General features: G+C 53.1%; 16 protein-coding genes. 5 read left to right on the top strand and 11 right to left on the bottom strand.

Annotated elements, in window-relative coordinates:
• The first annotated feature begins 99 nt into the window (after positions 1 to 99).
• Positions 100 to 492 (top strand): hypothetical protein, encoded by a 393-nt coding sequence (locus tag CA13_RS03440; protein ID WP_146394606.1) that lies wholly within the window; start codon positions 100 to 102, stop codon positions 490 to 492.
• A 133-nt stretch (positions 493 to 625) separates the two neighbouring features.
• Here the strand turns inward: CA13_RS03440 and fliM are convergent, their stop codons facing one another.
• The 3 genes from fliM to CA13_RS03425 form a co-directional block, all read right to left on the bottom strand.
• Positions 626 to 1,711, bottom strand: a complete 1,086-nt coding sequence (fliM, locus tag CA13_RS03435; RefSeq protein ID WP_146394605.1) for a flagellar motor switch protein FliM — start codon at positions 1,709 to 1,711, stop codon at positions 626 to 628.
• Positions 1,712 to 1,731: 20 nt separating this feature from the next.
• Complete coding sequence (locus CA13_RS03430) at positions 1,732 to 3,003, bottom strand: glutamate-5-semialdehyde dehydrogenase (protein ID WP_146394604.1); 1,272 nt, start codon at positions 3,001 to 3,003, stop codon at positions 1,732 to 1,734.
• Between the two features lie 290 nt (positions 3,004 to 3,293).
• A complete protein-coding gene (locus CA13_RS03425) occupies positions 3,294 to 5,438 on the bottom strand; it encodes a TolC family protein (RefSeq protein WP_419193886.1) in 2,145 nt (714 codons plus the stop codon).
• Between the two features lie 288 nt (positions 5,439 to 5,726).
• Here CA13_RS03425 and CA13_RS03420 point away from each other — a divergent pair, with 288 nt between their 5' ends.
• The gene (locus CA13_RS03420) at positions 5,727 to 9,212 is read left to right on the top strand and encodes an ABC transporter permease (RefSeq protein ID WP_146394603.1); all 3,486 of its coding nucleotides are present in this window, start codon (positions 5,727 to 5,729) and stop codon (positions 9,210 to 9,212) included.
• A gap of 41 nt (positions 9,213 to 9,253) precedes the next feature.
• Here CA13_RS03420 and CA13_RS03415 read toward each other — a convergent pair whose 3' ends face one another.
• Together CA13_RS03415 and CA13_RS03410 are read right to left on the bottom strand one after the other, a co-directional pair.
• Positions 9,254 to 9,946 carry an O-methyltransferase gene (locus CA13_RS03415; RefSeq protein WP_419193885.1) on the bottom strand — a complete coding sequence of 231 codons (693 nt, stop codon included), beginning with the start codon at positions 9,944 to 9,946 and terminating at the stop codon, positions 9,254 to 9,256.
• 175 nt (positions 9,947 to 10,121) lie between these two features.
• Entirely contained in the window at positions 10,122 to 11,633 is a 1,512-nt protein-coding gene (locus tag CA13_RS03410; RefSeq protein WP_146394601.1) for a sialate O-acetylesterase, read from the bottom strand.
• Between the two features lie 280 nt (positions 11,634 to 11,913).
• Between CA13_RS03410 and CA13_RS03405 the strand changes: the two genes are divergently transcribed.
• The 3 genes from CA13_RS03405 to CA13_RS03395 all read left to right on the top strand — a co-directional run bounded on the left by CA13_RS03405 (position 11,914) and on the right by CA13_RS03395 (position 15,433).
• Positions 11,914 to 13,833 (top strand): CotH kinase family protein, encoded by a 1,920-nt coding sequence (locus CA13_RS03405; protein ID WP_146394600.1) that lies wholly within the window; start codon positions 11,914 to 11,916, stop codon positions 13,831 to 13,833.
• 69 nt (positions 13,834 to 13,902) lie between these two features.
• Complete coding sequence (locus CA13_RS03400; protein WP_419193884.1) at positions 13,903 to 14,688, top strand: polyphosphate polymerase domain-containing protein; 786 nt, start codon at positions 13,903 to 13,905, stop codon at positions 14,686 to 14,688.
• Positions 14,689 to 14,746: 58 nt separating this feature from the next.
• The gene (locus CA13_RS03395) at positions 14,747 to 15,433 is read left to right on the top strand and encodes a DUF4956 domain-containing protein (protein ID WP_146394598.1); all 687 of its coding nucleotides are present in this window, start codon (positions 14,747 to 14,749) and stop codon (positions 15,431 to 15,433) included.
• 44 nt (positions 15,434 to 15,477) lie between these two features.
• On the opposite strand, the gene CA13_RS03390 is transcribed toward CA13_RS03395, so the two are convergent.
• The 6 genes from CA13_RS03390 to CA13_RS03365 form a co-directional block, all read right to left on the bottom strand.
• The gene (locus CA13_RS03390) at positions 15,478 to 17,814 is read right to left on the bottom strand and encodes a serine/threonine protein kinase (protein WP_146394597.1); all 2,337 of its coding nucleotides are present in this window, start codon (positions 17,812 to 17,814) and stop codon (positions 15,478 to 15,480) included.
• 86 nt (positions 17,815 to 17,900) lie between these two features.
• Positions 17,901 to 18,581 carry a sigma-70 family RNA polymerase sigma factor gene (locus CA13_RS03385; RefSeq protein WP_146394596.1) on the bottom strand — a complete coding sequence of 227 codons (681 nt, stop codon included), beginning with the start codon at positions 18,579 to 18,581 and terminating at the stop codon, positions 17,901 to 17,903.
• A gap of 87 nt (positions 18,582 to 18,668) precedes the next feature.
• The gene (locus CA13_RS03380; protein WP_146394595.1) at positions 18,669 to 19,955 is read right to left on the bottom strand and encodes a hypothetical protein; all 1,287 of its coding nucleotides are present in this window, start codon (positions 19,953 to 19,955) and stop codon (positions 18,669 to 18,671) included.
• Entirely contained in the window at positions 19,952 to 22,510 is a 2,559-nt protein-coding gene (locus tag CA13_RS03375) for a serine/threonine-protein kinase (protein ID WP_146394594.1), read from the bottom strand. The genes CA13_RS03380 and CA13_RS03375 overlap by 4 nt, the downstream gene beginning before the upstream one ends.
• A complete protein-coding gene (locus CA13_RS03370) occupies positions 22,500 to 23,168 on the bottom strand; it encodes a sigma-70 family RNA polymerase sigma factor (protein WP_146394593.1) in 669 nt (222 codons plus the stop codon). The genes CA13_RS03375 and CA13_RS03370 overlap by 11 nt, the downstream gene beginning before the upstream one ends.
• Positions 23,169 to 23,383: 215 nt before the next feature.
• Entirely contained in the window at positions 23,384 to 25,309 is a 1,926-nt protein-coding gene (locus CA13_RS03365; RefSeq protein ID WP_146394592.1) for a matrixin family metalloprotease, read from the bottom strand.
• Between the last annotated feature and the right edge of the window lie 2 nt (positions 25,310 to 25,311).

Raw genomic sequence — 25,311 nt, 5'->3', positions numbered from 1 at the left:
ATTCGGCTTGCAATTCTTCGCTTCGTCATGGTAGTCGATTGATAGCGCGGTGCCATTGTGCGCCAACAATCGACGACTCGCGAAGGAGCAGTAACACCAATGAAACGCCAACTCATCATTCATGCGACCATTTTGTTAGGCGTGACCGCGGCCATTTTATGTGATTCGCTCACGGCGACGGCGCAAATTCCCACGCGAACCACGGCGATCGCAGGCCCAAATCGATACGCCACGCTCGAAGATCAGCTCGTCAACCGATTGCATGCCACCACTGACCAGCAGCGGGCATACCTGCATTACATTGTGAAGCAAGTCAAACTGGGAAAACTTGACATCAAGTTAGTGGTAGCAATGGAGCGATACGCTCTTCGACGACGTCCCGATTTCCCAATGCCATTTTTCGAGCGAGCAATGAAGGCTCAGGCTGACAAGATCGGTCTCGCGTTGCCGCCGATTCAGTCCTTCTTGACCACACGAACGCTGCGTTCGTAGAGGTGGGGTAGGTTCGCGAGGGCTTCGTCAAATAGAAATTTAAGGTTGGCTTTCTTAGCGGAAGTCGCCAAGGCATTGGGCCATTCACTGGATGCCAAAATTCAAACATTAGACGCCTCTGAGTTACGAACGCCTACTCTTCGTCGACCGCTTGTTTTTTCGATTCGATGATCGATTCGATTCGGATCGCTTTCTTGCCTTTGTAGGCACCCGCTTTGGCTTGGAACTTTGGTACATCTTGGATTGCCAGTTCGAGCGGCGAATTGCTCTCTTTTTCGGTCGCTATCACATCGCCGACCGCTAATTCCAATAGGTCGGCAGTGCGAATCTTTGACCGGGCAAGCGTTACAACTACATCCACCGGTGCCGTATCGATGTTGGTCGAGATCTTTTGGCGAGTTTGGTCGCTTGGCTTACCTTTGCCGTATCCGACCCAACCGTTGCGGCTTAACTGCGAATTGAAACCCTCAATGGTGTTGAAGGGGATGCACAAGTTCATCATGCCGCGATTTTTTCCCAGTAACACTTCAAAACCGATGAGGATTACCACTTCATTGGGCGGAACAATTTGGACCAATTGCGGATTGCTTTCCATTCGATCCACTGTCAGGTCCAATTCGACGATATTCTCCCATGAATGCGTCAATTGAGTCAAAAACAAGTCAACTGATCGGCGGATCAATCGTGTTTCAATTTCGGTTAGTGGGCGCCGAATCGTTTCCCCTGGCTTCGGGTCACCGCCGAGCATTCGGTCGATTACGGCATACGAAAGGGTTGGTGCAACGTCGAGGATCCAATGGCCTTCGAGCGGTTCGGGCTTCAACACGCTGAAACAACTGGGGTTATCCAAGCTGAAGACGAACTCGCTATAGGTTAATTGGTCAACGCTAAGCAGTTTCACTTCAATCATCGTCCGAAGTAATCCGGACATCGCAGCACCAAAGTTGCGTGCCAATGTTTCATGCAGCGAGTGCATTGCACGCATTTGGTCCTTGCCGACGCGTTCGGGACGTTTGAAGTCATAGGCGGTCACGCGGACCCCTTGTGGCAACAGCCCCGACATTTTGGACGAGCCTGATTTTCCGCGTCCTGGAGCCTTGCTCTTGGGGGAATTGACCGTCCGGCTATCGGTGCTTGGGGCGGAGCTGGGTTCATCGACCGACTCCATCGCCTTAAGCAAGCTCTCGACTTGATTTTGGCTCAGCGATTCGTCTGACATATCCGTTGTCCTTCGAAGTTCTAAGTTCGAACGTGGCCGTCACCACGAACGATATATTTGTAGGTTGTCAACTCACGCAGTCCACAGGGGCCACGAGCGTGAAATTTATCCGTTGAGATACCGATTTCAGCGCCAAGTCCAAACACGCCGCCATCGTTAAACCGAGTGCTTGCATTGACCATCACTGCAGAACTATCGACGAGCGTCGTGAAAATTTCAGCCGCTTTTAGGTTGCCTGTCACGATTGCGTCGGTGTGGTGCGATCCATAGCGGTTGATATGCTCGGCCGCTTGTTCGATGGTATCCACGACTGCGACGCTAATCGTTGGGCCTAGATACTCCGTCGACCAATCTTCCTCGGTCGCTGCGGTCGCCGATGGCACGATGCTCTTGGCTCGTTCATCCGCACGCATCTCAACACCCCGCTCGGTCAATCGCTTGGCGATTTCTGGCAGTGCCTTGGATGCAATCGCCTCGTGAATTAGCAGCGATTCGCAAGCGTTACAGACGCCCATTCGTTGACATTTCGCATTTTCGATGATCTCCACTGCCATTTCGATGTCGGCGTCTTTGTCAACATAGACGTGGCAATTGCCATCGAAATGCTTGATCACAGGCATTGTCGCTTCGGCGGCGACTCGTCGGATCAACCCTTCGCCACCGCGAGGGATCGTAACATCGATCAGTTCGCCCAGTTTCAAAAATTCGCCGACCGCGGCTCGGTCCGTTGTCGAAACCAGTTGCACGGCATTCTCGGGTAACCCGCAATGGGAAGCCGTTTTGGCCAGCACATCGACAATCGCTTGGCTGCTATGGATTGCCTCTTTTCCCCCACGCAAAATCACGGCATTGCCACTTTTGACGCAAATTCCTGCGGCGTCGGCTGTCACATTCGGTCGGCTTTCGTAAATAAAGAAGACGACACCAAGCGGCACTCGCCGTTTCAAAATTTGCAGGCCACCGGGCCGAGTGAAACCATCGATCACTTCGCCGATCGGATCCGGTAGCATTGCGATTTCTTCGAGTGCCGTCGCAATCGACGCAATCCGCCCCGAATCGAGTCGAAGCCGGTCAATTGCAGCGTCGGAGAGGCCGTATCCGGCAGCCGCGTCGAGGTCGATTTGGTTTGCTGCAACAATTTTTTTTTCAGATTTGATCAGCGCTGCAGCGGATTCGCCGAGCCATCGGTTTTTGACCTCGGCGTCAAGCGAGGCTAGTTGGTACGAAGCTTTTCGAGCCGCCTGGGCGGTTTTGAGGCAATATTCAGTGATTTCAGCGGTCGAAGCGGACATAGAATGGGCGGTTTTCGTTGGGTTTTAGACAAAGGGTGCGGTTTCACGCGTGTGCCAATTGTCCGAAAACCATCCCGAGGGGTCAACGGCAGAATAAAATCACACTCCCTTCAAAGGATGTGAACTTCTCGATGACGAAGTTCGCTCTCGAAAGTTCGTTCCGGGGCGAATGGTTGCAGAGCAAGAGGCGACCCAAGAATGCCGCTACACAGGATTGAATCGATACTGGCTGCGATCAATATTGGCTCGGGTCAAGTCGCCAGGATGACCTTTGCTGCCGACCAAATTTCTTACTGGCCATTCAATACGACGTGGGTGCGATCGCACTCCTGATGCACATTCACGCCGACATCTTTCAATAAGGTTCCCGAGTCGTTACTGAGCGAGATCAATGACACTGCGTAGCGTGACAAGTCGGCTGCGTAACTCAGTTCCGCTTGCAGCAATTCCTCTTGGGCGTCGAGCAAGAATTCGATTTGAATCTTGTCACTTTCGAACAGAACTTCGGAACTCTCCAAACGGTCCTCCGCTGCTTCGGCCTGCAACCGTGAAAAGTCCATCGCATCGTAGGCTGATTCGACTTCGGTTATCGCATTGGTCACTTCGAATCGCAGTGCGCTCTGCTGTTCCGCTAAAATGCTGCGTTCTTTATTGACCTGCAACATTGCGTTGCGTACAGCCGCGTGTGCTTGGCGACGACCGGCCACGACGCCCATCTCGACGCCAAATTCGATTTCTTGGTGATCGAGCGAAAAGAAATCCTTGTACGCGCTGCTGAATCGCGTTCCATCGCCAGTCAAATCGTCACCGAATCCTCTCAGCCGATAACGGCCGATCAGGTCCAGCTGTGGCAACAGGAAATTTTTGGCTGCAATCAACTTCATCTCTTGTTGCTGAACTTTGATCGATTGGCGTTTCAATTCCGCACGGTGCATCATCGCTCGAGACAGGGTCGTGTCGAGGTCAAACGTGAACTCGGCTGAGACGTCATCGTCGATGGGTTTGAGTAGGACTTGCTCGTCTGTTGCCAGTCCGGTCATTTCACGCAGGCGGCGCTCGGTCGTTAACAAGCCTGTTTGTCCGTTGCCGCCACCAAGTGCCATCTCCGTTTCGCGGCAATACCGGTAATATTTTGCTCTGGCTTGGGCTTCCTTGTTCGCCTCACCGCCGCTTATCTTTGCTTCACTTTTGGCTAACACGCTCTGCCACGTTTGATACGACATATCACGTGCCGCTACCACGCTTTGGTAATTGCGATGTTGTCGTTTTAGATCCCAATAGACGGCATACAAATCACGAATAAAGCTGCGAACCGCGACTTCGAAATCGACGTCACTGATTCGATTATTCAATCGTGCAATCAAAATTCCATTTGAAAAATTGAAACCAGGTTGAGCATTCGGGCCTGCGATGAGGTTGAACTCGCGTCCCGCACCCCGAAGCAACGGTTGACGTACGCCAGCAACCATTTGTGTTTCCCAGTAGCTTGGGAAAATGTTGCCATCACGATTGTTGGCGTCGTAGAGTTTTTCGGTGGTTAAATCCCAAACAGCACCATTTTGCGAACGTTTCTGGATTCGCGCGTTCATGTTCGCGTAATCTTGCGTCAATTCTTGGACGTTACCACCCAACGTCGCGTTGTTGTAAACACGATCATTGTTCTGAGTTGTAAGCCCAGCCGATAGGACGCTGTCGAATTCTGACAACGCCGCTTGCGGACCGAAGAACGGGTCGGACGCTGCAATCGCTTGGTCGTAAACGGTCGTGGCGGAACCTGGGGTTTCCAGGATCCGCAGCCCCAAGGGGCGAAGGACAGGACTATTTTGCAGTGCCAATTGCAGCATTTCAGTCTGAGAAATCGGCCGCGATGGCAGTACCGATGGATTCACTGGGTGCGCTGACTCGGTTGGCTGCGTTGATTCCGCAGGCACGGTTGAAACATCAGATTGCCCCTTAGCAAATGCTTGTTCCAGATCTCGCTCGGTGGGTAAAGAGAACGTATTGGGTAATCCCAACTCTTCCGGCGGTCGGTCCAAATCGGGCGATGGTTGCGACGGTGGAAGCGACGGACGGAGGTTTAACGCTTTCGCTGCAGTTTTTTCCTCTCGGTCCGAATCAGCCATGTTGGGCAGTTCGAGCAGATTGTCCGATGCGACGAGTGCTAAATCGGATTGTCCAGTAGAAGAGGCTTCCGAATTGCGATAACCTGCAAGCTGCAGCAGAGCGGTTGAGGGCTCGCTGGCAACGCGTCCTTCTGCCTGTGACATTTGGACTTCTTCGAGCGTCGGTGGCTCTGGCGGTCCCCCGCTATTGCGGAATCGGTCGAGCGTCGAGCAACCGAGAGTCGCACCGGTCGTGAGGACCATCGCAGCGAGGGTGAGACGCAGTTGATTGCGTTGTCGTCGCCGTCGGTCATGATGTTTGTGCTTTGCCACTGCGAGGCCAGTCCTTTTTGCCGCTGGTGGGCGACTTGGGCAACAACGACGCTAAATCCGTTTAACGTACTCCTGTGTTGCATCGGATGTGCTAGCTCATGGTCTACACTGTACACGCATTGTACGTCCCATCGGTTATGCTTGCTAAAAGCCCCACAACCGGCAGGTCCGTCGTAAGCGGAGCGTCATGGTTTGGGCACCTAAGTTTTGCATCGGATATCAACTTTTTGAATCAACCTAAACGCTGAGTTTCAACCATTACGCTTTAGGGTCTTATAGAACAACATCATGAACATCCGCTCTTTTAGTCTCGGTTCGATGATCGTTTCGACCGTTCGGCATCGACTGCGTCTCTCCGTTTCGGTTGCCCTTGGCGTTGCAACCGCTACGGCTGTCATTGTCGGTGCATTGTTGGTTGGCGATTCGATGCGAGGTTCACTACGGTCGCTGACAATCGAACGGCTTGGTAAAACGGATTCGATCCTTGCACCGGGATCATTCTTCGCCGTTGACCAGATTACTAACGACCATCCCGATGCCGCGCCCTTAATGTTTTTCCCAGCGGGAATTGCGGAATTCTCACCGGATGGCAAAACCACACGGCGAGCCGGTTCGGTTCAACTCGTCGGTTGTGATGAGCGATTCTGGCAACTTGATGTGACTGGTCTTCGACCCGATCGCTTACCAAATGATACGGGGGTCGTGCTGAATCAATCGGCTGCGTCAGAGCTTGGTGTCGCCATCGGAGACTCCATCACCGTTCGGTTGCCCGTTGACGGCGCAGTCCCCGCCGACAGCCCACTTGGTCGACGCGATGTTCAAAGCGAAGGCATTCCACGGATGGAAGTGGTGGCCATTTTGCCGGACCAAGGTCTCGGTCGGTTCGCAATTGTCCCCAGCCAAGCTGCGCCGATGAATATTTTCCTTAGTCGAAAAACGGTCGCCGCTGTATTGGACCGTCCGTCGGAGGCGAACGTGGTGCTTTTTCCCGCTCCGGTCAAAATCGATGAACTGGACCTGGACCTCCGCTCGCTTGGTCTGCAATTGACACATGTGAAGCAAGTATTTCCTGACGATTCAACGGGTGAATCCGTTTTCGATTATTGCTCTGTCACCAGTGACCGATTGTTGATCCCCGAAGTGGCTGTCGACAAAATTGTTGAGCGACTTGGCCCGGTTCGATCTCAGTTGGTGATGACTTATTTGGCCAATGCCATCGAGCGGATTGACGAATCGGGTGAAGTGATCGCCAGTGTTCCCTATAGTACGATCAGCGCGATTGATTCGAGTGAATCGTTGCCACTGAACTATGCGTTTCCTGAATCTGCTGCGAAACCCCGCGCCGTCCCGGTGGTCTTGAATGATTGGACCGCTCGGCAACTTGGTGATGCGACTGTGGGGACCGCTTTGCGAATTGCGTACTATGAACCCGAAGTTGAAATGGGCCGCGAAATTGAAAAGTACTTTGAGGCTGTGGTAACGGATGTCGTGCCTATCACGGAACCTTCTCGGCCGTTCCGACGAAACCGCCCTGCGGTTTTTGACAAACTTCCAACGGTATACAACGATCCCAATTTAACTCCGATCGTTCCAGGTGTCACAGATCAAGACTCGATCAACGATTGGGACTTGCCTTTCAAGTTGGAACGAAAAATATCGGCTGCGGACGATACGTATTGGAATGACTATCGGCTAACTCCCAAGGCGTTCATGCCGCTGGGCGAAGGACACCGGTTATTCCGTAGCCGGTTTGGCGATACGACGAGCATCCGCATTCAACCCGATCCCGGCCAATCGGATGCTGAATTAAGTGCAACGATTGATGACGCTTTAGCTCCGTCACTTTCGGATCTAGGGTGGACGGTGCGCCCGATTCGCCAGCAACAGCTGGAAGCGTCGAGAGGGACGACCCCGTTTGATGCGTTGTTTTTGTCGCTCAGTTTCTTTGTCATCTTGTCGGCTGTCATGTTGATTGCGATGTTATTCCGTTTGGGGTTAGCTCAGCGACTTCGGGAACTCGGCACTTTGATGGCGATCGGATGGACGCCGCGTCGAGTGGGGCGGTTGGTGCTCGGCGAAGGAGCGGTCGTGGCGGCGATTGGCGTTGTGATTGGGATTGTCGCTGGGGTGGCCTACGCAATGTTTGTCTTGTGGGCACTACGATCATGGTGGGTTGGCGCCGTGACAGTGCCGTTTTTGACATTCCATTGGACATGGAAAAGTTTGTTTGTCGGCGGGATCGCCAGTTGGTTGGTGGCGGTGGTGACTTTGTGGGGTACCGTTCGAGGCATCGTTCGCGTTGAGGCCCAGGATTTGTTAAGCGGACGAGATTCCGACACCGCCATGACACGGACGAATTTACGACCTCGTTCAAACCGCCGTTGGAACATCGCCACCGCCGTGATCGTGGTTACCGCCATCGTCCTTGCCGCTGTGGGGGCGGTTTCGGGCGGCCAAGCTGCAGCGGGTGGGTTCGTGGGAGGTGGAATGTTGCTATTAATCGCAGCGATGATGGTTGTGTTTACTCAACTACGTCGTCCGCGAGGCATCGTCGATGAATTTGATGCCTCCAGTTACACGCTCGGTCGGCTTTCGCTTCGTAATGCATCACGTCGGCCGCTGCGCAGCACGTTGACGATTGGTTTGATGGCCGTCGCCGCCTTTTTGATTATTGCCATCACCGCATTTCAACTTCGCCCAACCGAAAAAGGGACGGGGGGATTTAGTTGGATCGCCCAGTCCGCACAGCCTCTTTACCGCAATTTGGCCGATCCAAACATTCAACAAGACTTGCTCGGCGACGACGCGAAACAGCTTGAATCGGCGATCATCAGTCCGCTCCGATTGCGAGAGGGGCAAGATGCTAGTTGTAACAATTTGTATCAAGCGACCGCACCGACGGTGTTGGGAATTCCCGATTCATTCAGTGGGTTGTTTGCCCAGCATGCTGACCATTTAGCGGGGTTTGATTGGGCCAGTAACGCGGAACTTGACAATCGCAATTCGCCATGGTCGTTGTTGTCGACACGCGCCGATGGAAGCGAGCTCGATCCGATTCCGGTCGTGATTGACCAGGGGACTGCGATGTGGAGTTTACAAATGCAAGGAGGCATCGGGCAGGTCAAAGCGTTTGAGTTTGATGAAGGGGAAATGGTGTATTTCAAAGTGGTCGGGTTTTTGTCCAATTCCCTTCTTCAAGGAAAGTTGATGATTGGCGAGCCAAACTTTGAGACTTTGTTTCCGAACATCAGTGGTTATCGAGTGTTTCTAATCGAATCGAAAAGCGAGGGCGATTCGAGTATCGGATCGGTTCTCGAAAACGGACTCGGCGATTACGGAATGGATGTCTCGAAAACGGACGATGTGTTGGCGGGAATGATGGCCGTCCAAAACACCTACTTGCGAACCTTCCAAAGTCTCGGCGCGTTGGGGTTGTTGCTCGGAACGATCGGTTTAGCGGTCTCGCAATTGCGCAGTGTGTTAGAGCGTCGTGGTGAATTGGCCGTCATGCGAGCGGTCGGATTCACTCGGGGCCGATTGGCCGCAATGGTGATGCGAGAAACGGCGGTGCTCTTGCTAGTCGGAATCGGCTGTGGAGCGATTTGTGCCGTATTTGCCGTGTTGCCGTACGGCATGGTTAGCGGAATCCGTCCACCCTGGATCGAGCCGCTATGGATTGTCGCAGGGATTGTCGCATTCGGATTGATCGCAGGGCTTTTGGCGATCCGCCAAGTCGTCCAAATGCCGTTGCTCGAATCCTTGCGAAGCGAGTGAAAAGGCAACGGTGTTTTGGACTGTTTTGCATAGCAATTCGGTTATTTCTTCTTCAAAGAAATCGACATGCCACCGCGAACCACGGTTTCTAAATTGGGGTCCGCAGTGATCGCTTCCATGAACGGCGGGTGAGCCATTCGTGGGTTGATATTGTGTGCCAGGATAAGTGCGCCGGGGCGAAGCAATGGCATCAGTTTCGTTAGGTAGTCGACATACCCTTCTTTGTCAGCATCTAAAAACACCATGTCAACGGTTCCATCGATTTTTTTGATTTCTTCGTGTGCGTCGCCCAGTACCACGGTGATCACGTCTTCTAACCCGGCGCGTTGGAAGTTTTCCTTGGCCGTTGCGGCACGCCCCGGATCAATTTCATACGTAGTCAGCTTTCCGCCCGTCTCTTTGACAGCGAGTCCTATCCAAATCCCCGAGATGCCTGTCGAAGTTCCCAGCTCGACCACATGTTTCGCACCAATCGATTGGGCCATGATTCGTAGTAGACGTCCATCGTGCTGTGGCACGTTGCGGTACTGCTGATTGGCGACGATGTCATCTAAGACTTTCAGTGCGTTTTTTTCAAAGTCGTCTACCGCTAGAGGGCCTTTTTCAAGTTCCACGTCGCCAGCGGATCGGTCGCCGGATGGGCCACCGCGTCGTTGTGCGTGACAGGTCGCTGTTGCGAGCGAGAAAATACCTGCAGCGAATGCGATCGTTAGGGTTTGTTTGGTTAACTGCATCGAATGTTCCATTGGTCGTGAAGGTGAAGTGAAAATGCGGGTACGGGGATCTACCCATCAATATCGGGCGAATGGTCGTTGTCTCATCGTTTTGCAACGATTCGCCCGCCGAGCGGCAGCTAGCCAATTGCGACTAGCCGTTTTCGTTCTATCGCACAGTGACCGACTGCGACGCCTACTTGGCATTAATCGTTACACCAGGCCAATCGTCGGTGCGGAACGGCGTTAGGGGCAAGTCTTCCTGGTTGTACATATTACAGACCGGGTTGTCGGCCCAACCGTAGCGAACCGATGCCGGTTTCTTGACGGAGTCAGCGGACACTTCGATACGGCCGTCTTTCAATAGCGTTGCTTTCGCATTGACAAACACTTTGTCCTCACCGGCAATCGTGAAGCCAAGTGGTTCTCGGACATCGAACGGACGCCATCCTTTGCCGACAAAGTCAAATGTCAGCACCGCTTTATTACCATCGATAGCCATCGACTTGTATTCGGGACTGTGGAACGCAATCGGAAGCTCGTATTCGTTGGCAAGTGCCCATCGCGCCAATCTCATTCCGACATCCACTTTGTTGCGTGGATGAATGTCTTTGCCTTCACCTAGGTCGATGATCACTGCTTGGCCGGTGTGAGCTAGTTTCGACATGGTCATGGTTTGAGCTTCGCGAAGTTCAGCCCATCCGCTGTCAGCCGGTTCTGGCTTTTCGGCCCTAAAGTCGGCAAGTTGAACCCAATAGAATGGGAAATCGCCTTGTCCCCATTCCTTTCGCCACGAAGAAATCATCAATGGGAATAATTCGCGGTACTGATAGGCTCGTCCGGCATTGCTTTCACCTTGATACCAGATCGCTCCGCGGATTCCATAGCCAAGGTGTGATTTCAATACGCCATTGTAAATGTTCGCTGGTCGATGATTGCCCGTCATCTGTCTACGGAGATTTGCCAGTTGTTTGTTTTGTGCATCGTTTCGATCGGACTTTGCCGACAGTTCGGCAAATTGCGTTTCCATCGCTTCCCAACGCTCCATGAGGGGGGCGAACTGTGCATCGCTGGCAAGAGTTTCCCGAGGGATCCATGCTTCGCATGCCGATCCGCCCCACGCGTTGTTGACCATTCCAATGGGGACACCCAGAATTTGGTAAAGTTGACGTGCAAAGAAGTAACCTACCGCAGAAAATCCGCCTACAGTGTCAGGACCGCAGACCATCCATTTGCGGTCCTCGTGCGACCATACCGGATCTTGTTTTCCCACTTGAGGAAAGTTGACCATTCGGATTTCTGGATAGTTTGCACTCGCCGCGACAAGTGCATAATCGGTTGATCCGCGAACCGCGAACTGCATATTCGATTGGCCCGAGCAAACCCATACCTCCCCAACTAGAATATCAGTCAAGCGAATTTCGTTATTCCCCTTGATCACAAGTTCTTTGGGTTCTCCGACGGACATTGGGTCGAGCGAAATCTTCCATTGTCCGTCCGCGGCTGCTGCTGTCGAATGCTTTTGGGAACCGATCGTGACGGTAACCGTCTCGCCAGGATCCGCTTTACCCCAGACGGGATTCGTTTGGTCACGCTGAAGCACCATCGAATTGCTAAAGATGTTTGGCAGCGTCACATCAGCCAACGCAATCTGGCTTGCTAAAGCGAGCGAAATGAACAAGCTAGTTCGAGACAACAATTGAAGCATTAGAGGTGACCTCGGTGGGATGTGTGTGGGGGGAAGAAACCGAATCAAAAACCGGTTTATTGGGGGACCGCGATTCTAACAGAATTGAACTAGAAATGTCGTGAGAGCGTTGATGACTTTCAAGGAGGGGCCTGACGCGGTGAAAAAAAATTATTGGCATTGACAATTTTGGGGGCGGTTTCGTGACGCGAAGGCAACAAGCAAGGTAGCGGTCGTTTCGTGTCGCTCTCGATCTTACTTACAACGGTGGCTAACAGCCCCGCCTATGAAAAGGCAAACTATGTGCACTTTTGCTCGATCCACTGCGGTGGTGATCTGTGTTTTGGTAGCCCAAATTTCCTTGGCACAACCACCGCGTGGTGGGCGTCGCGGGGGGATTGGTGGTGGGCCGGGGGGACCCGGCGGTCAAGAGCGTCAGTTGCTCAAGCAATTTGACGCCGACGGCAACGGTTGGCTCAACATCGATGAACGCAAATTAGCTGCCGAATTTCTGGCCGCCAATCCTGCTCAACAGCGTGGTCCCGGCGGGTTCGGTGGCCCTGGCTTCGGTCCTCCTTCCGGGTTTGGACCTCCTCCTCCTCCTGGTATTGACCCATCCGGTTTTGACCGTGCCCAAGGTGCAGAAGATAGACGCGGTGCAGAAGATAGACGCGGTGCAGAAGATAGACGCGGTGCAGAGGATAATCATGGTGGGTTTGGCCGCCGTGGTGGTCCGGGTGGAGGACCTCCGGGCATGGGACGCGGCCGACCGGAGGCGACCAAGGGCGACCCGATTGCCAAGTCGTCGGTTCAACCGCTGCAGGGGGAACTTTACGATGCGAGTGTCCTTCGAACCATTTTTATCGATTTCGAGAATGAGGACTGGGAGCGGGAACTCGAACAGTTTCATGGGACGGATGTCGATGTTGCGGCGACTGTGACCGTCGACGGTAAGAGCTATCCAACGTGCGGTATTCGTTTTCGCGGAAAGTCATCCTACGGAATGGTTCCCGCCGGATACAAACGGTCGCTAAATGTCTCTGTCGATATGGCGGACGATACCCAAAGACTTCTTGGATACAAGACTTTGAACCTGCTTAATTGCGCGAGCGATGATTCGATGATGAGTACGGTGTTGTATTCGCATGTTTCACGGCAATACATCCCCGCGCCCAAAGCAAACTTTGTTCGCGTTGTCATAAACGGAGAAAATTGGGGCGTGTATACGAACGTCCAACAGTTCAACAAGGATTTTCTGAAAGAGAACTATCCGAGTTCTAGAGGTGCACGTTGGAAAGTGAGTGGATCGCCCGCCGGTGGCGGTGGATTGGACTATCGTGGTGAAGATCCTGCCGCGTATGAATATCCTTATGAACCGAAGTCAGGTGGCAAAGAGGCAACTGCAAAGCTGATCAAGTTGTGTCAGGTGCTAGATCAGACGCCCGTGGAGGAATTGCCAGATTCACTGGAACAGATCGTTGACGTTGATGGATTATTGTGGTTTTTAGCGCTCGACACGGCGCTGATAAACTCAGACGGCTACTGGATTCGCGCGAGTGACTACAGTATCTTTTTGGATCAAGAGGACAAGTTTCACTTCATTCCGCATGACATGAACGAAGCGTTCCGTGGTGCGGGTGGCCCTGGTGGCCCTGGTGGCCCTGGTGGTCGCGGTGGACCCGGTGGTCGGGGCCCAGGTATGGGTGGCCCAGGTGGTCGAGAGTTTGGTGGTTCTGGGATGCAAATGTCAGGTCGTCCTTTCGGGCAAAGGCCAGAGGCTAGAAATTCACGTCAACAGCAGTCGCGTGAGGCAGTGCCTGATGCCGGAGCCAATCGGGGGCGCCCTATGATGGCTTCATCGCCGCTTGAACTTGATCCGCTAGTTGGAATGGATGATGCGAGCAAACCGCTGCGAAGTAAAGTGCTTGCTGTAGAGAAGTACCGAGAGCAGTATCTGCGAAATATTCGTGAGATCGCTGACAAATCATTGGATTGGAGCCACATTGGTCCGTTCGTGGAATCACAATCGAACCTTATCAAAGAGTCGGTTCAGGCAGATACTCGAAAATTGGGAACGTATGAGGCGTTTATGGCTGCTGTTTCGCCAGAGCCTGAGGTCGCTAAGGAAAAGCAACCAGCGTTTCGAGGTGGCCACGGGAGTATGAATTTACGTGAGTTCGCTGACGGACGGCGCGCGTATTTATTGAAAGAAACTGAGTAGCGTTGGCTTTGGCCCGACGATGCAAATTGGTGCGGCGGCCGAAAGCCGCTGTTTGGAATGAAGGCAAACATGTCAAACGATCAAGCTGATACCTATAACAAACGTATCGAATTAAAGTACCTGTTAGATGAGTGCCAATCACAGCAAGTCAAGCTATGGGCACGCGAACATCTGGAGACCGATGCATATTGTGATCCGCAGCTTGGGGATAGTTACGATATTCACACACTGTATCTTGACTCAAGCGAACTCGATCTTTATTACCGAACCGGAGTCATTGGAAAGACGAAACATCGCATTCGTCGCTATGGTTGTGATCCTGGATTGTGGATCGAAACAAAACGTAAGAAGAAGTTTGTTGTCAAGAAGAACCGAACGATGGTGATTGACCACGAGCTTCATCCACGCGTGACGGCGTCTGATCCTAAGTTGGCGTTACAGAATGAATCGTCTTGGTGCGGCGATTGGTTTCTTGATCGGATCGCCAATCGACAACTTCAACCGTCCGTGCAGATTTATTACCGCCGTTTTGCTCGAACAGCGGTTATCGGTGGTGAGAGCATGCGATTGACAATCGACAGTGACTTGCAAGCGATGGCTTCAAGCGATTGGCGAGTCCGTGAACATGATTCTGAATTGATGAGCGCAATCGATAACGTTCAAATTTTGGAACTCAAGTTTCACAACCATATGCCGTACCTTTTCAAGGAGTTGCTCCGTGAGTTTCCACTTTCGATGACGAGCTTTTCGAAGTATAACGCTGCTGTGGAGGCGACGCGGACGGTTGCATTTCCGAACGTTTCGGATGCCCGGAAAAGCACCAAAACCGTACCGTTAACTCGGCTCGCGATATGAAGGAATTGTAGCGGCGCAATTTCGCCACTGCCACTTGTTCTCGTTAAGACTTTTTACAATGCCTGAATGGTTTTCAATTCAATCCACCAGTGTCGACCCCACCATATCCACGCTGGGTATGCGATTAGTCTTGGCGTGGTTAGGCGGATGGGTTGTCGCGTTTTTGGCTCGACGCAAAAAATCTTGCGATGATTCGGATACGCTAACATTGACGTTGGTATTGATGAGTATCCTGATTGCGATGGCGACTCAGATCATCGGTGACAATGTGGCACGAGCATTTAGCCTCGTCGGCGCTTTATCAATCGTGAGGTTTCGAACTGCCGTGCCAGCGACGCGCGATGTTGCGTTCGTGCTTGCAGCCGTCATTGTTGGGATGGCAATCGGAGCTGGCCAATACTGGGTTTGTGGTATCGGCCTTGTTACCGTCGCGTTGGCAACTCAGACCTGTCCTGCGGCCCAGACGAACGGAGCAAACCGTCGAACAACAAGCAAGGATAAAAATGATCAGGCATGGCGGTTATCGATCGTCGTGGGATTGCATCATGTCGCTAGTTGGGAGCAGGAATTGGAACGGGTAACCCAGAGCTATCAGCTAACGACTGCAGAGACGACTCGCCGTGGCGGAGCCTTGGAGATGGTTTACCGAATCGTTCCTCTCGCTGACACGGATATCGCTGCACTTATCGCCGCGCTCAATGCCACGCCCAACGTCCAGTCCGTCTCGGCAAAGCAGATCAGCTAGAGCATTGCTAAGTTTGATCTAGGTAAACAGTAACTTGAAATGCTCTAGCGGAACCGGAAATCGAACGGTTCACCTACGAGACCGTCCCAGATGCTGCGTTGTTCTGGTGTTAGGATTTCGATGATTTGTTTGACCGTTTCGTTGGTCGCATGTTGATGATCGAGTTCGTTCGATCGGCGGCCGCCCGGCACAAATCGATTTCCAAATCCATTCGGAGGAAGACCATTGCCTCCAGGGAGGAAATCGGGCGGCGGACCCTCAGGTCCAAATTCGCCAAACATATTTGGACGATCACGGCCGCGTCGCCGGGCGTCGTCTGGACCACTCGGCCCTTGGAATCCGGGCGGTCCGCCGCGGCCAGGACGCGTTGAGACGATGATTCGATTGATCGCGTCACGTTGTTCACGAGTCAAGCCAAGTGCCGTGACGATCTCTGATGTTTTGAACGTGAATGGCAACCTCTGTTGAAGAGATATTTGACGGAGTCGATTGAATTGATCTTTCGCCAGTTTCGCGGTAACAAACGAATCGAAAGAACGAACCAGATCATTCATCTGGGCATTGCTAGTATCGGAACTGGTCTCGCTGGATTCGGCTATCGTCCGGCGTGCGGTTCGGAATTTTTCGATCGCTTCTTCAATGGTGTTTTGGTTTTCGGGGGCCAACTGGATTTCCCGCTGCACGCGTTTATCTGACAATAAAAGCAGTACCGCGATGTTGTCGAGTACTCGCAGGTCGCTAACCATCTCCTCAACGCGTTCACTTGTGGCCGCCAATTCATTTGCCAGCTGGGGCTCGTCAGATCGCTGTTCAAGAAAGTCGCGATAGAATTCAAGTGAGGTTTCAAGAAAGCTTCGGCGAAGATCTTGAAGCTCCGGGCGATATGCCAACTCGCTTTCACTCAGACTGCTGAACGTGTCTACCGCCGACCTAGCTTGCTGGAAACTTGCTTCTGCTAATTGGCGTTGTTCGGTTGCGCGGTCAAGCGCCTTGCGCGTTTGCCGTTGCTCATGCCACACCATCAAAGTTGTCGCCAATAAGCCAATCGTTGCCAACAACAGTACGACGGATGTTGCCACGACGAAACCGCTATTGCGCCGACGCCACTTTGCAAATCGCTCTAAAGTGGTGGGGGGGCGAGCGGCGATTGGTCGATCGTCGAGCCAGTTTTGTAAGTCGTCGGCGAACGCAGCCGCATTGGCGTAACGCTCGGTCGATGATTTTGCGATTGCCTTACGCACAATCGTATCGAGTTCCGTTGGCAGCGATGGATCGACTAACTTTGGTGTAGCCGGTTCATGCTCAGCGACTTGGTTGAGCATCTCGCGATAGCTGTCACCTCGAATTGCGGGTTCCAGGGTTAGCAGCTCGTACAACGTCACCCCAAGGGAATAGATGTCGGTGCGATGGTCCATGACGGCGCGGTCCCCAGCGGCTTGTTCGGGACTCATGTATCGCAGCGTGCCGACAAAATCGCCCGTGCGAGTCAACTGCGATTCGGCTTCGTGAACCTGAGCGAGTCCGAAATCAGTGACCCATACTTTCCCACTTGAATCGAGCAAGAGGTTTGCCGGTTTGATATCGCGATGGATGACGCCGTAACTGTGAGCGTGATGGAGTGCCACGGCTGCTTGATGAGCCATGCGGACGACGGATTGGTAGTACCGCGTTCGCTGTGACTGGTTGGTATTCAATACGGTTGACTGCAATCCAAATGTATCGTCCTCTTTTTTGCCGAGCGGGTTTTCGGCGGTATTGTGTGTCTTTGGTTCTAGGGGGACAGGCGGAGTTTGTAGTGCGTCGCCACTCTGTTTGCCGTTGACCTCTCGCATATTGTGAATGAGCTCAGCCAACGTGTGACCTTCGATCATTTGCATCGCGTAATAGTGCACACCACGATCACTGCCGACCGCGTAGACCGGTACGATATTGGTGTGATGCAGCGCCGCAGCGGCATGAGCTTCGTTGCGAAATCGTTGCAGTCGCACTTCGTCTAGGCCGCTCGCAAACGGCAACACTTTTAAGGCAACGTGACGACCGAGTGACAATTGGACCGCTTCGTAAACGACGCCCATTCCCCCTCGTCCAAGCTCGCCAACGATTTGAAAGTCACCGATGGGTTTGGCGGTGAATTCGGCATCCGGAGCAACCATGCTGCTTGGTTTCGGGGTGCCCGCGCGATGAACCAATGCCAATCCTTCGAGTGCGGGCCGCAACTCCTTGGCAATATCAGCATGCTGACGCAAGTATTCTTCAAGCGGTGGTGCGGAGCCATCGTCAAGTGATTTCATGTATTGCTTGACCGCGCTAACCAAACGCCCGTCATCACTACCCTCCGTGAGCGGTTGGGGAAGATCTTCGGTGATGTCATCTTGTGGCATAATGCTTCTCTAACTTTTGCGGCGGCAGCCAAGTACCGTTGACCAATGAAAATGAAAACACGCTTGGAAGTCGCTGCGGTCAATCGCTAAGTCATTTTGAGTTTCAGCTTCGCTAATCCGCGGACCCATAGTTTTTCAACGCTGTCGACGCTACGGTTCATCATCCGAGCGACCTCCGCAAACGGTAATCCATCCACGTGACGCAGCACAATCACTTGACGATAATCCTCCGGCAATGATTCCAATGCTTCGGCTAACTGCAAGAACGCTTCGTTTCGAGCGAAGTGCTGACTCGGTGACGTCACGTCCCCCGCAATACCAGATTGCAAGAAACCTGACGCACTATTGAGTCCCTGATTGAGTGTTTGTTCCAAGCGTGGATCACGCTTTTGTGTTCCCAAATATTTCCTTAGTTGCATTGCCAGGAGATTCGAGAGAATTCCCCTCAGCCAGCCCGCGAATTCTTCAGGTGTGGTGCCGCGAAAATCCTTGATATTGCCGTGGGCCGCCAAGCAGACTTCTTGCGCCAAGTCCGAGGGGTCCGCTTTGGCTTGGAGATGATGATGCAGTTGAGTTCGGGCTAGGAACACAAGGTACTTACGGTAATTTGCCAACAATTCGCCAAGTGCCTCTGGGTCACCCTCTCGAGCGGCAGTGAGCAATCGCTCAGTCGGTTGATTCGCCCAATGGGAAGTTTCCAAAACACTCACATTCACATGAAGAACCAGCAGATACAACAACGGTGTGGTACATAACCGAAAGACCATTGAATTGAATCGCAAATTGTAGCGGATTGTCGAACCGTTTGGGAATGTCCTAACCAAAAGGCGGCTGTGGCAACCGAGTACTCTCCATCATGATGTTGATTGAAGCAAAGCCTGTTTGCGGCGGTGGGCCGTTAAGGCGAGGGTGCTAGCCACAATCACGGCGCCGGGGTAGGCGACTGCGGATACACGTAATGGCGGTTCCTCATGCAAAGGATCCCATAGCTTGGGCTGTTCGTCGGCGATTGCTGCCAATATCTTGCTGCGGATATCACTGGGGACGTTCGATACGTCCGACGCCGCGATTAGCTCGACTCGGCGGTGCATGCCAACGGTTGCGTCCAAGACGACATCGACGAAGGATGCGAACTGGTCTGTGTGCTGTACCAATTCTTGGTTGCTAGTCAAATCGATGAGCCCTGTTGTTGCTCCAAACCAACCCGCGATCACTTGGTCAGTATGTTTTGCGGTATCGACCCGAAGATCAAAGTTGGAAGGTTTCGCAGGCTCCGCGCCGGTGTCTTTCAATCGTCGGATGGTGTTGAGATCAATTTCCCATACCTCATCGGATTCTGGTGATTGAGGGTCTTGTGACTGATATTGTTCCGCCTCGTGGTTCAGTTCGCGACGAAGCAGTGGAAGGGAGTCGATCACCCCGGCACTGCGTGCGATCGTCGCATTCGTGTCGGATGTGGAAAGGTTGTCCGTTGAAACGGTTGGATCCGACGCGTCTGTGTCCGGAACGCCTGTATCAACGGCCTCGATTTCGGCATACTCAATCGCTTGAATGCCAATCGATTGAAAATCTTTCAGTGAAGTGGGGGGCCGTTCAGGCCTCGACGTAGAATCATTGGTCGATGTAGTCGTGACGTTCGCTGTGGGTTCCTTCGGATTTAGTTCGTCTTTCGATATGGGATCGGTTGCCCCAGTTTCGGTCGAGACGTTGCTAATCAAATTGATAGACGTTTCATTTAGGGTAGGGGATGCGTTTACTGCTGGTGACGTGTTGTTCGAAGTTGGACGTTCCGATGGTACCGTATTCGCGTTGCGATCTGTGGGTGCAACATAGATGAAGCTGAATTGAACGGAGTTCACGCTGGGTGTCTGTTCGCTATTCGTTGTTTGTTTGTCATGACCATCGTTAGGTCGGTTGAACTTCGCCCCGCGCTGCGCGTCATGAAAGCGTGGTCCGATCACGCTGCGATTTGATCTGCTTTGAACGTCTCGAGAATGGTTTGTTTGAACTTCTTGGGAGTGATTTGCCTGGTCGTCGAGGAAACGATTTGTGATAGAGTGTGACAGCATTCCGCCAGTTAGCAGACAACGGGCTTCCAGTTGTTCGAGCATCAGGACGCGAGAGGGAATTGAGTTGTTCATGACGCCGCTCCTTTGACTGCTGCTGCGAAGTTCTCTTCGTGTTTCCTAAGGTACTCCTGATACCGGCCAACTTCGGGGGCGAGCCGAACAGCGGTCGATTGAGCATTGATTGCTTGGCGGTATGATTCCGCGGCACCGTCGATGTCGCCCAATTGTTGTTGCAGGAACCCGAAATTGTTCAGCACACCACCAAGCATGCTTTGTGTTTCCGCGTCACCGGCGAACGATTCCGCGAGTGGACGTTCGTGTGCCAATGCTTGCTCGAAGGCACTGCGTGCTTCGGCAAGTTTGCCGGACTTTGAAAGCGAGAGACCGAGATGGTTCAAGCTGATGACGAGATCACGTCGGTACGTTGGTTGTTCAGGCCACCATGCTAACAATTGTTCGCCAATTTCGATCGCACGATGAAATGTATCGATCGACGCGTCATTTTGCTGGTTCCGAGATTGAGCGGAACCGAGCGTGTTGAGGGTCACGATTGCTTGAGTCGCAAGTTTTGTGTTTCGGCGGTCGGACTCGAGGGCCTTGGTTTGCTGGGTCAGGGCTTGGCGAGCATACCGCACCGCCCGATCCGGTGCGTGCTGGGCCAACAGGCCGGCGAGATTCGTTAGGATGTTCGCAGTTGTTGCGAAGTCCTCTAAAACGGGGGCGTCCAAGTGACGCGTGTCATACATCGGTTCCGTCACGTTTGCGTTCGTCGTTGCATTGTCAAGCAATGCGATCGCCTCAAGATACGTACGCTCCGCTTCGGCGATTGCTTCGGTCTGGGCGAGCAATAGACCAAGGTTATTCAGCGTGGTTGCAAGCGGCCGCCGCACCAATTGATCGGATTTCATTAGCTGCTTTTGCGTTACGATCGCTTTTGCAAAATAGCGGGCGGCTTCTTCGAGTCGCCCACTGGTCTGGAGCGACTGCGCCAAATTGTTTTGGCTGGTCGACCAATCCAGTTGCATTTGAGCGTTGTCGGGGTGCACGGCAACAAGGTCAGCATACAGTTGCTCCGACCGAACAAGCGAGTCAACGGCTGCCTCGTTTTGTCCTAGTTCACTCTGGAAATTACCGATTTTACCGTAGGTAATCGCAAGATCTTCTCGCAACTCGGGATCATTCCCAGCTTGCTTGGCAAAGGTTTGGTAGTAGTCAAGCGTTTCCGATAGCAGTTGGCGGCGAACGGGGCCAGCGGCAGGAATGTCAGCTAATAATTCTGCCATTTGCGACCCCAATCGATCGACTGCGCCGCGAGACAATTTTTCGGCACGTTCATTTCGCAGCGCCGATGAGGCGATAATCTGATTTTTTGCAGCAATCGTTGCTGTGCTAACCGCCAAACCGACAAAACCTAGTGCTACTGCCAAGATGGATACCAAGACTCCTTGTCGATGTTTAGACGCCCAACGCGAGATTCGATCGGTTACGGTCGGTGGGCGGGCGAACGTTGGTTCCCCCTCGACAACGCGGCGAAGGTCATCGGCGAATGCTTCGGCCGTTTCGTAACGACCATCGCGGCCTTTTGACATCGCTTTGGCAATCACCGTTTCTAGGTCACGTGGCAAGTCACCGCGAAGTTGCCGCAGCGGTGTGACTTCTCGTTCGTCGATCATTTTCAAAAGCGTGGGTGCATCGCCACCCTGGTGCGCTGGCTGCAGCGTAAGCATCTCGTACAACGTTGCCGCTAACGAGTAAATGTCCGATCGTCCGTCAACGAGTGCGAGTTGACCACGAGCTTGCTCGGGGCTCATGTATCGCATCGTACCAATCAGATCGCCCGATTGAGTCAGCGACACTTCGGTTTGACAGCGTGCGAGTCCAAAGTCGGTGATCCAAATTTTTCCCTGTTTGTCAAGCATCAAGTTGGACGGTTTGACGTCACGGTGAACGACGCCCGTTTCATGGGCCGCGTGTAGAGCCTCGGCGACGTCGATCGCCCACTCTGTGACCTGCTTAGCGTCGACTTCGAAATGTCGTCCGGTGTCATCGAAGTTCGCTGATGCTGCGACTTGTTCGCTAACCCATTGTTCGATCGATTCACCATCAATGTACTGCATGGCGTAGTAGTGCATTCCGCGGTCGGTGCCAACACTATGGACTGGCACGATGTTGGGATGCTGAAGCAGGCCGGCGGCGTGAGCCTCGTTTTTGAATCTTGCAATTTGCCGTGAATCCAACAGTGACGCCATCGGCAGTAGTTTTATCGCAACCCGTCGATTCAATGATCGCTGAGTCGCTTCATAGACAACTCCCATTCCACCGCGACCGATCTCACGAACAATCGTGAAATCGCCCAAGGTCATCGATTCCGAATTGGGCTTTGGCGCAGCCGCGAACCCGACAGCGACTCCATAAAGCGAATCGAGCTTTTCGAGGTACAGCGAGAACACATCTGCTAAATCGGGATGTTCCGCTGTGATGACGCTCGCATCGATTGGTTCACCTTGTTCGAGCCCGCAAAGGTATCGGTCGAGTTGTTCGGTCAGCCGTGCCTTTTGATCCTCGCTTAATTCACGAAGAGGTGCCGGTTCGAGACTGGTGTCGCAGTCAATGTTATCAACCATCATTGCCCAGGTCTCCATGCGTTTTGAACGCCTCTAACGCTCTTAGCCACAGCATCCGTACGGCGCCATTGGACCGATTCATTTGCTCCGCAATCTCCTCGAACGACAAACCTTGCAAGATGCGGTAAATGATCACATCACGGTATTGTGGCTTCAAAACGCTCAATTGGTCGGCAAACTCAACTGCCTTTTCACGTCTCTGCATCGGAGCACTGGGTGAATCCGTATTCGCAGCGATTGTTGCCGTCAAGTTGTAGGCGGACTTTTCGAGTCGGTCGGAGATTTGGTGAATCGAAACCTCACGACGAATGTCGCGTTTACCAGCTTTGACATGTTTGTTGTAGACGCGATGCAGCGTGTGGATCAAAATTTGCCGAAGCCATCCGAGTAACTCCGCTTGGCTTTGCCCGCGAAAGTCAGCAAAGTCTTGATGGGCCGCTAACATCGCCTCTTGGACGATGTCCGATGGATTGACACGTCTGCGGAGTCGATTGTCGAGCTGAGTGGTGGCAAGAATCGTTAGATAATTGCCGTACCATTGCAGTAATTGGCCAAGTGCTTCGCGGTTGCCGCTTCGAGCTCGGCAGAGAAGGTCGTGAAACGTGGCGTCCGAAGCCCAAGAGTTCGAGGTTTGTTGAGCGGCAAGAGAGTCAATGGACATGGCCGTTTCCGCGTTGGAGATAAGATGAGTGCTCTTATTGTTGGTAGTTGCGAAGGAAAAGGCAAACCGCCACACAAAAGTGCGGATTCTTTAAATCGCCCATTTGGACGTGCAGGCAACGGCCCTCGGGACGTTGCCATTCGTACACGCAACATAATGGGGATGCAATGAAATGGTGTCAAAGTTGTGCTCGTCTGTGTTGTTCTCGTCTGTCACTACCGTCGTGGTCTAGCAGCGGCAAAGCCGCGACCGATTTGGGCGAACACTTGATCGATTCCGCTTTCGTGACCACGACCTTGCGCGAACTGATCAGCCACGGACGGTTCGGTGTCGGACAGTTCCGTATTCCCTGAGTCGTCCGTGTTTCGATCGGCTAGCCAGGTTCCGATTTCACTGAGGGAAACGCCAAGGTCTGAATCCGCGTCGGCATCGGACAGTTTCGACCAGATTCGTTCTCCGACCTCGGATTCGGTCAGTAATCCGTCTGCGTCCGTATCGAGTTCGGCGAACTTTGTTTCTCTCGCCGTCGTGATGGCAGCACTGAGTTCCTCGAGCGTTATCAGGTCGTCGGCGTCCGCATCGACGCCCTTTTCAGTGAGCTTCGTCCAAATTTTTTCTGGTACTTCGTCCTGGGATAGGCTGCTGTCATCATTCGTATCGAACTTATCTAAGAACTTCTCGCCGTCAGCTTGGAATAATCCGACATGGCGTCCGAAGCGTGTCCGATGCTGATTCCCGCGACCATGATTCCCGCGACCATGATTCCCGCGACCATGATTCCCACGACCATGATGTTCACCGTCACAGATTGGATCGTCGCCATCGTCATCCGCGTTTTCATCATCCGCGTTTTCATCATCCGTGTTGTCATCATCATCCGTGTTGTCATCGTCATCCGCGTTGTCATCATCATCCGTGTTGTCAGCGTCCGATTCGTCTTCAATAATGCCACCGTTATCGACGGGGGTTTCCGTATCGTCGGAGTCGTCTACGTCATCGACGGGTGATTCGGTGTCATTGGATTCATCGACCGGCGTTTCGGTTTCATCGCTTTCGTCGCCAATTGCCTCGGTTTCATCCAATTCATCGACGGGTATCTCGGTGTCCTCCGTTGCGGTGTCCGTATCCTCCGTTGTCACAATATTGATCGAGACCATTGGAACGGTTTCACTGCGGTTCATGGCATTGATGATTGACAATGCGTCAAGCGGTGTAATCTCTCCGTCGCCGTTCGCGTCACACATCCCGGTGACGATCGATTCGTCACTACTATCGCTGAGTTGGTTGATGATGGTCAGCGCATCGAGAGGGCTGACGGTATTGTCATTGTTGACGTCCATTGGGTTGATGTAGTTATGGTACTGGGGGACATCGGCATCCAGTCGCCCGCCAAATCGATGAAAACGCCCGCCGCGCCGCCAGCGATGTCGAGGGAAGGGATCGTCGTCCGAATCGCCGGGATCGGTCGGGTCATCGGCTTCGTCGGTTGGTGTTTCGTCGGTTGGTGTTTCGTCGACGGGAGTTTCCTCTTCGGGCGTGACGCCTGAATCGACAGCCGTAGCGTACACACTTTGGATTGCCGCGACGTCCACACTGCTTAGGGTTGTGAAAACCTGGCTCGGCGAAACAAACGGCGCCAATACGCTACTGACGCCGTCCAGGTGATCCAGCCCGAGTGAGTGTCCAATTTCATGAGCGGCAACCCATACCAGATCAAATGCACGGTTGCCTAACGTGTTGCCAACTTCCCACGATTCCGATGTGTCGAATTGGATGTCGCCGGCAAGTCGCGTGGGGTTCACGTCATCAGGGAAATAGGCTTGCGCCAGTATGCCAGCGGAGCCGTCAATATTGGTGAACGAAATGTCGATGGAATCAGCAAGCCCGGCCCGGTCAGTTGGCGTGAAAGTGATGTCTGCGGCGTCGGACCAAGCCGCCAAAGCTGTCTCGATTGCAGTGTCGGTTTCCGCCTGAGTGAGCGAGCTAGGCGAATTCGCAATATGATACGTCAACTCGGCACTTCCCAATCCTGGGCCGTCCCAACCAAAACTGGCGGCAAGCACGCGGCGATGTTCGAGTGACTCCAGTGAGAGACGACGATTGTGACGCTTGGTTTGTGAACGTGCTTTGCTGATTGACATAC

It is taken from the genome of Novipirellula herctigrandis (assembly GCA_007859835.1).
Taxonomy (GTDB): domain Bacteria; phylum Planctomycetota; class Planctomycetia; order Pirellulales; family Pirellulaceae; genus Novipirellula_A; species Novipirellula_A herctigrandis.
The sequence above is the reverse complement of the archived record's forward strand: the minus strand, read 5'-3'. Positions and strand labels throughout refer to the sequence as shown.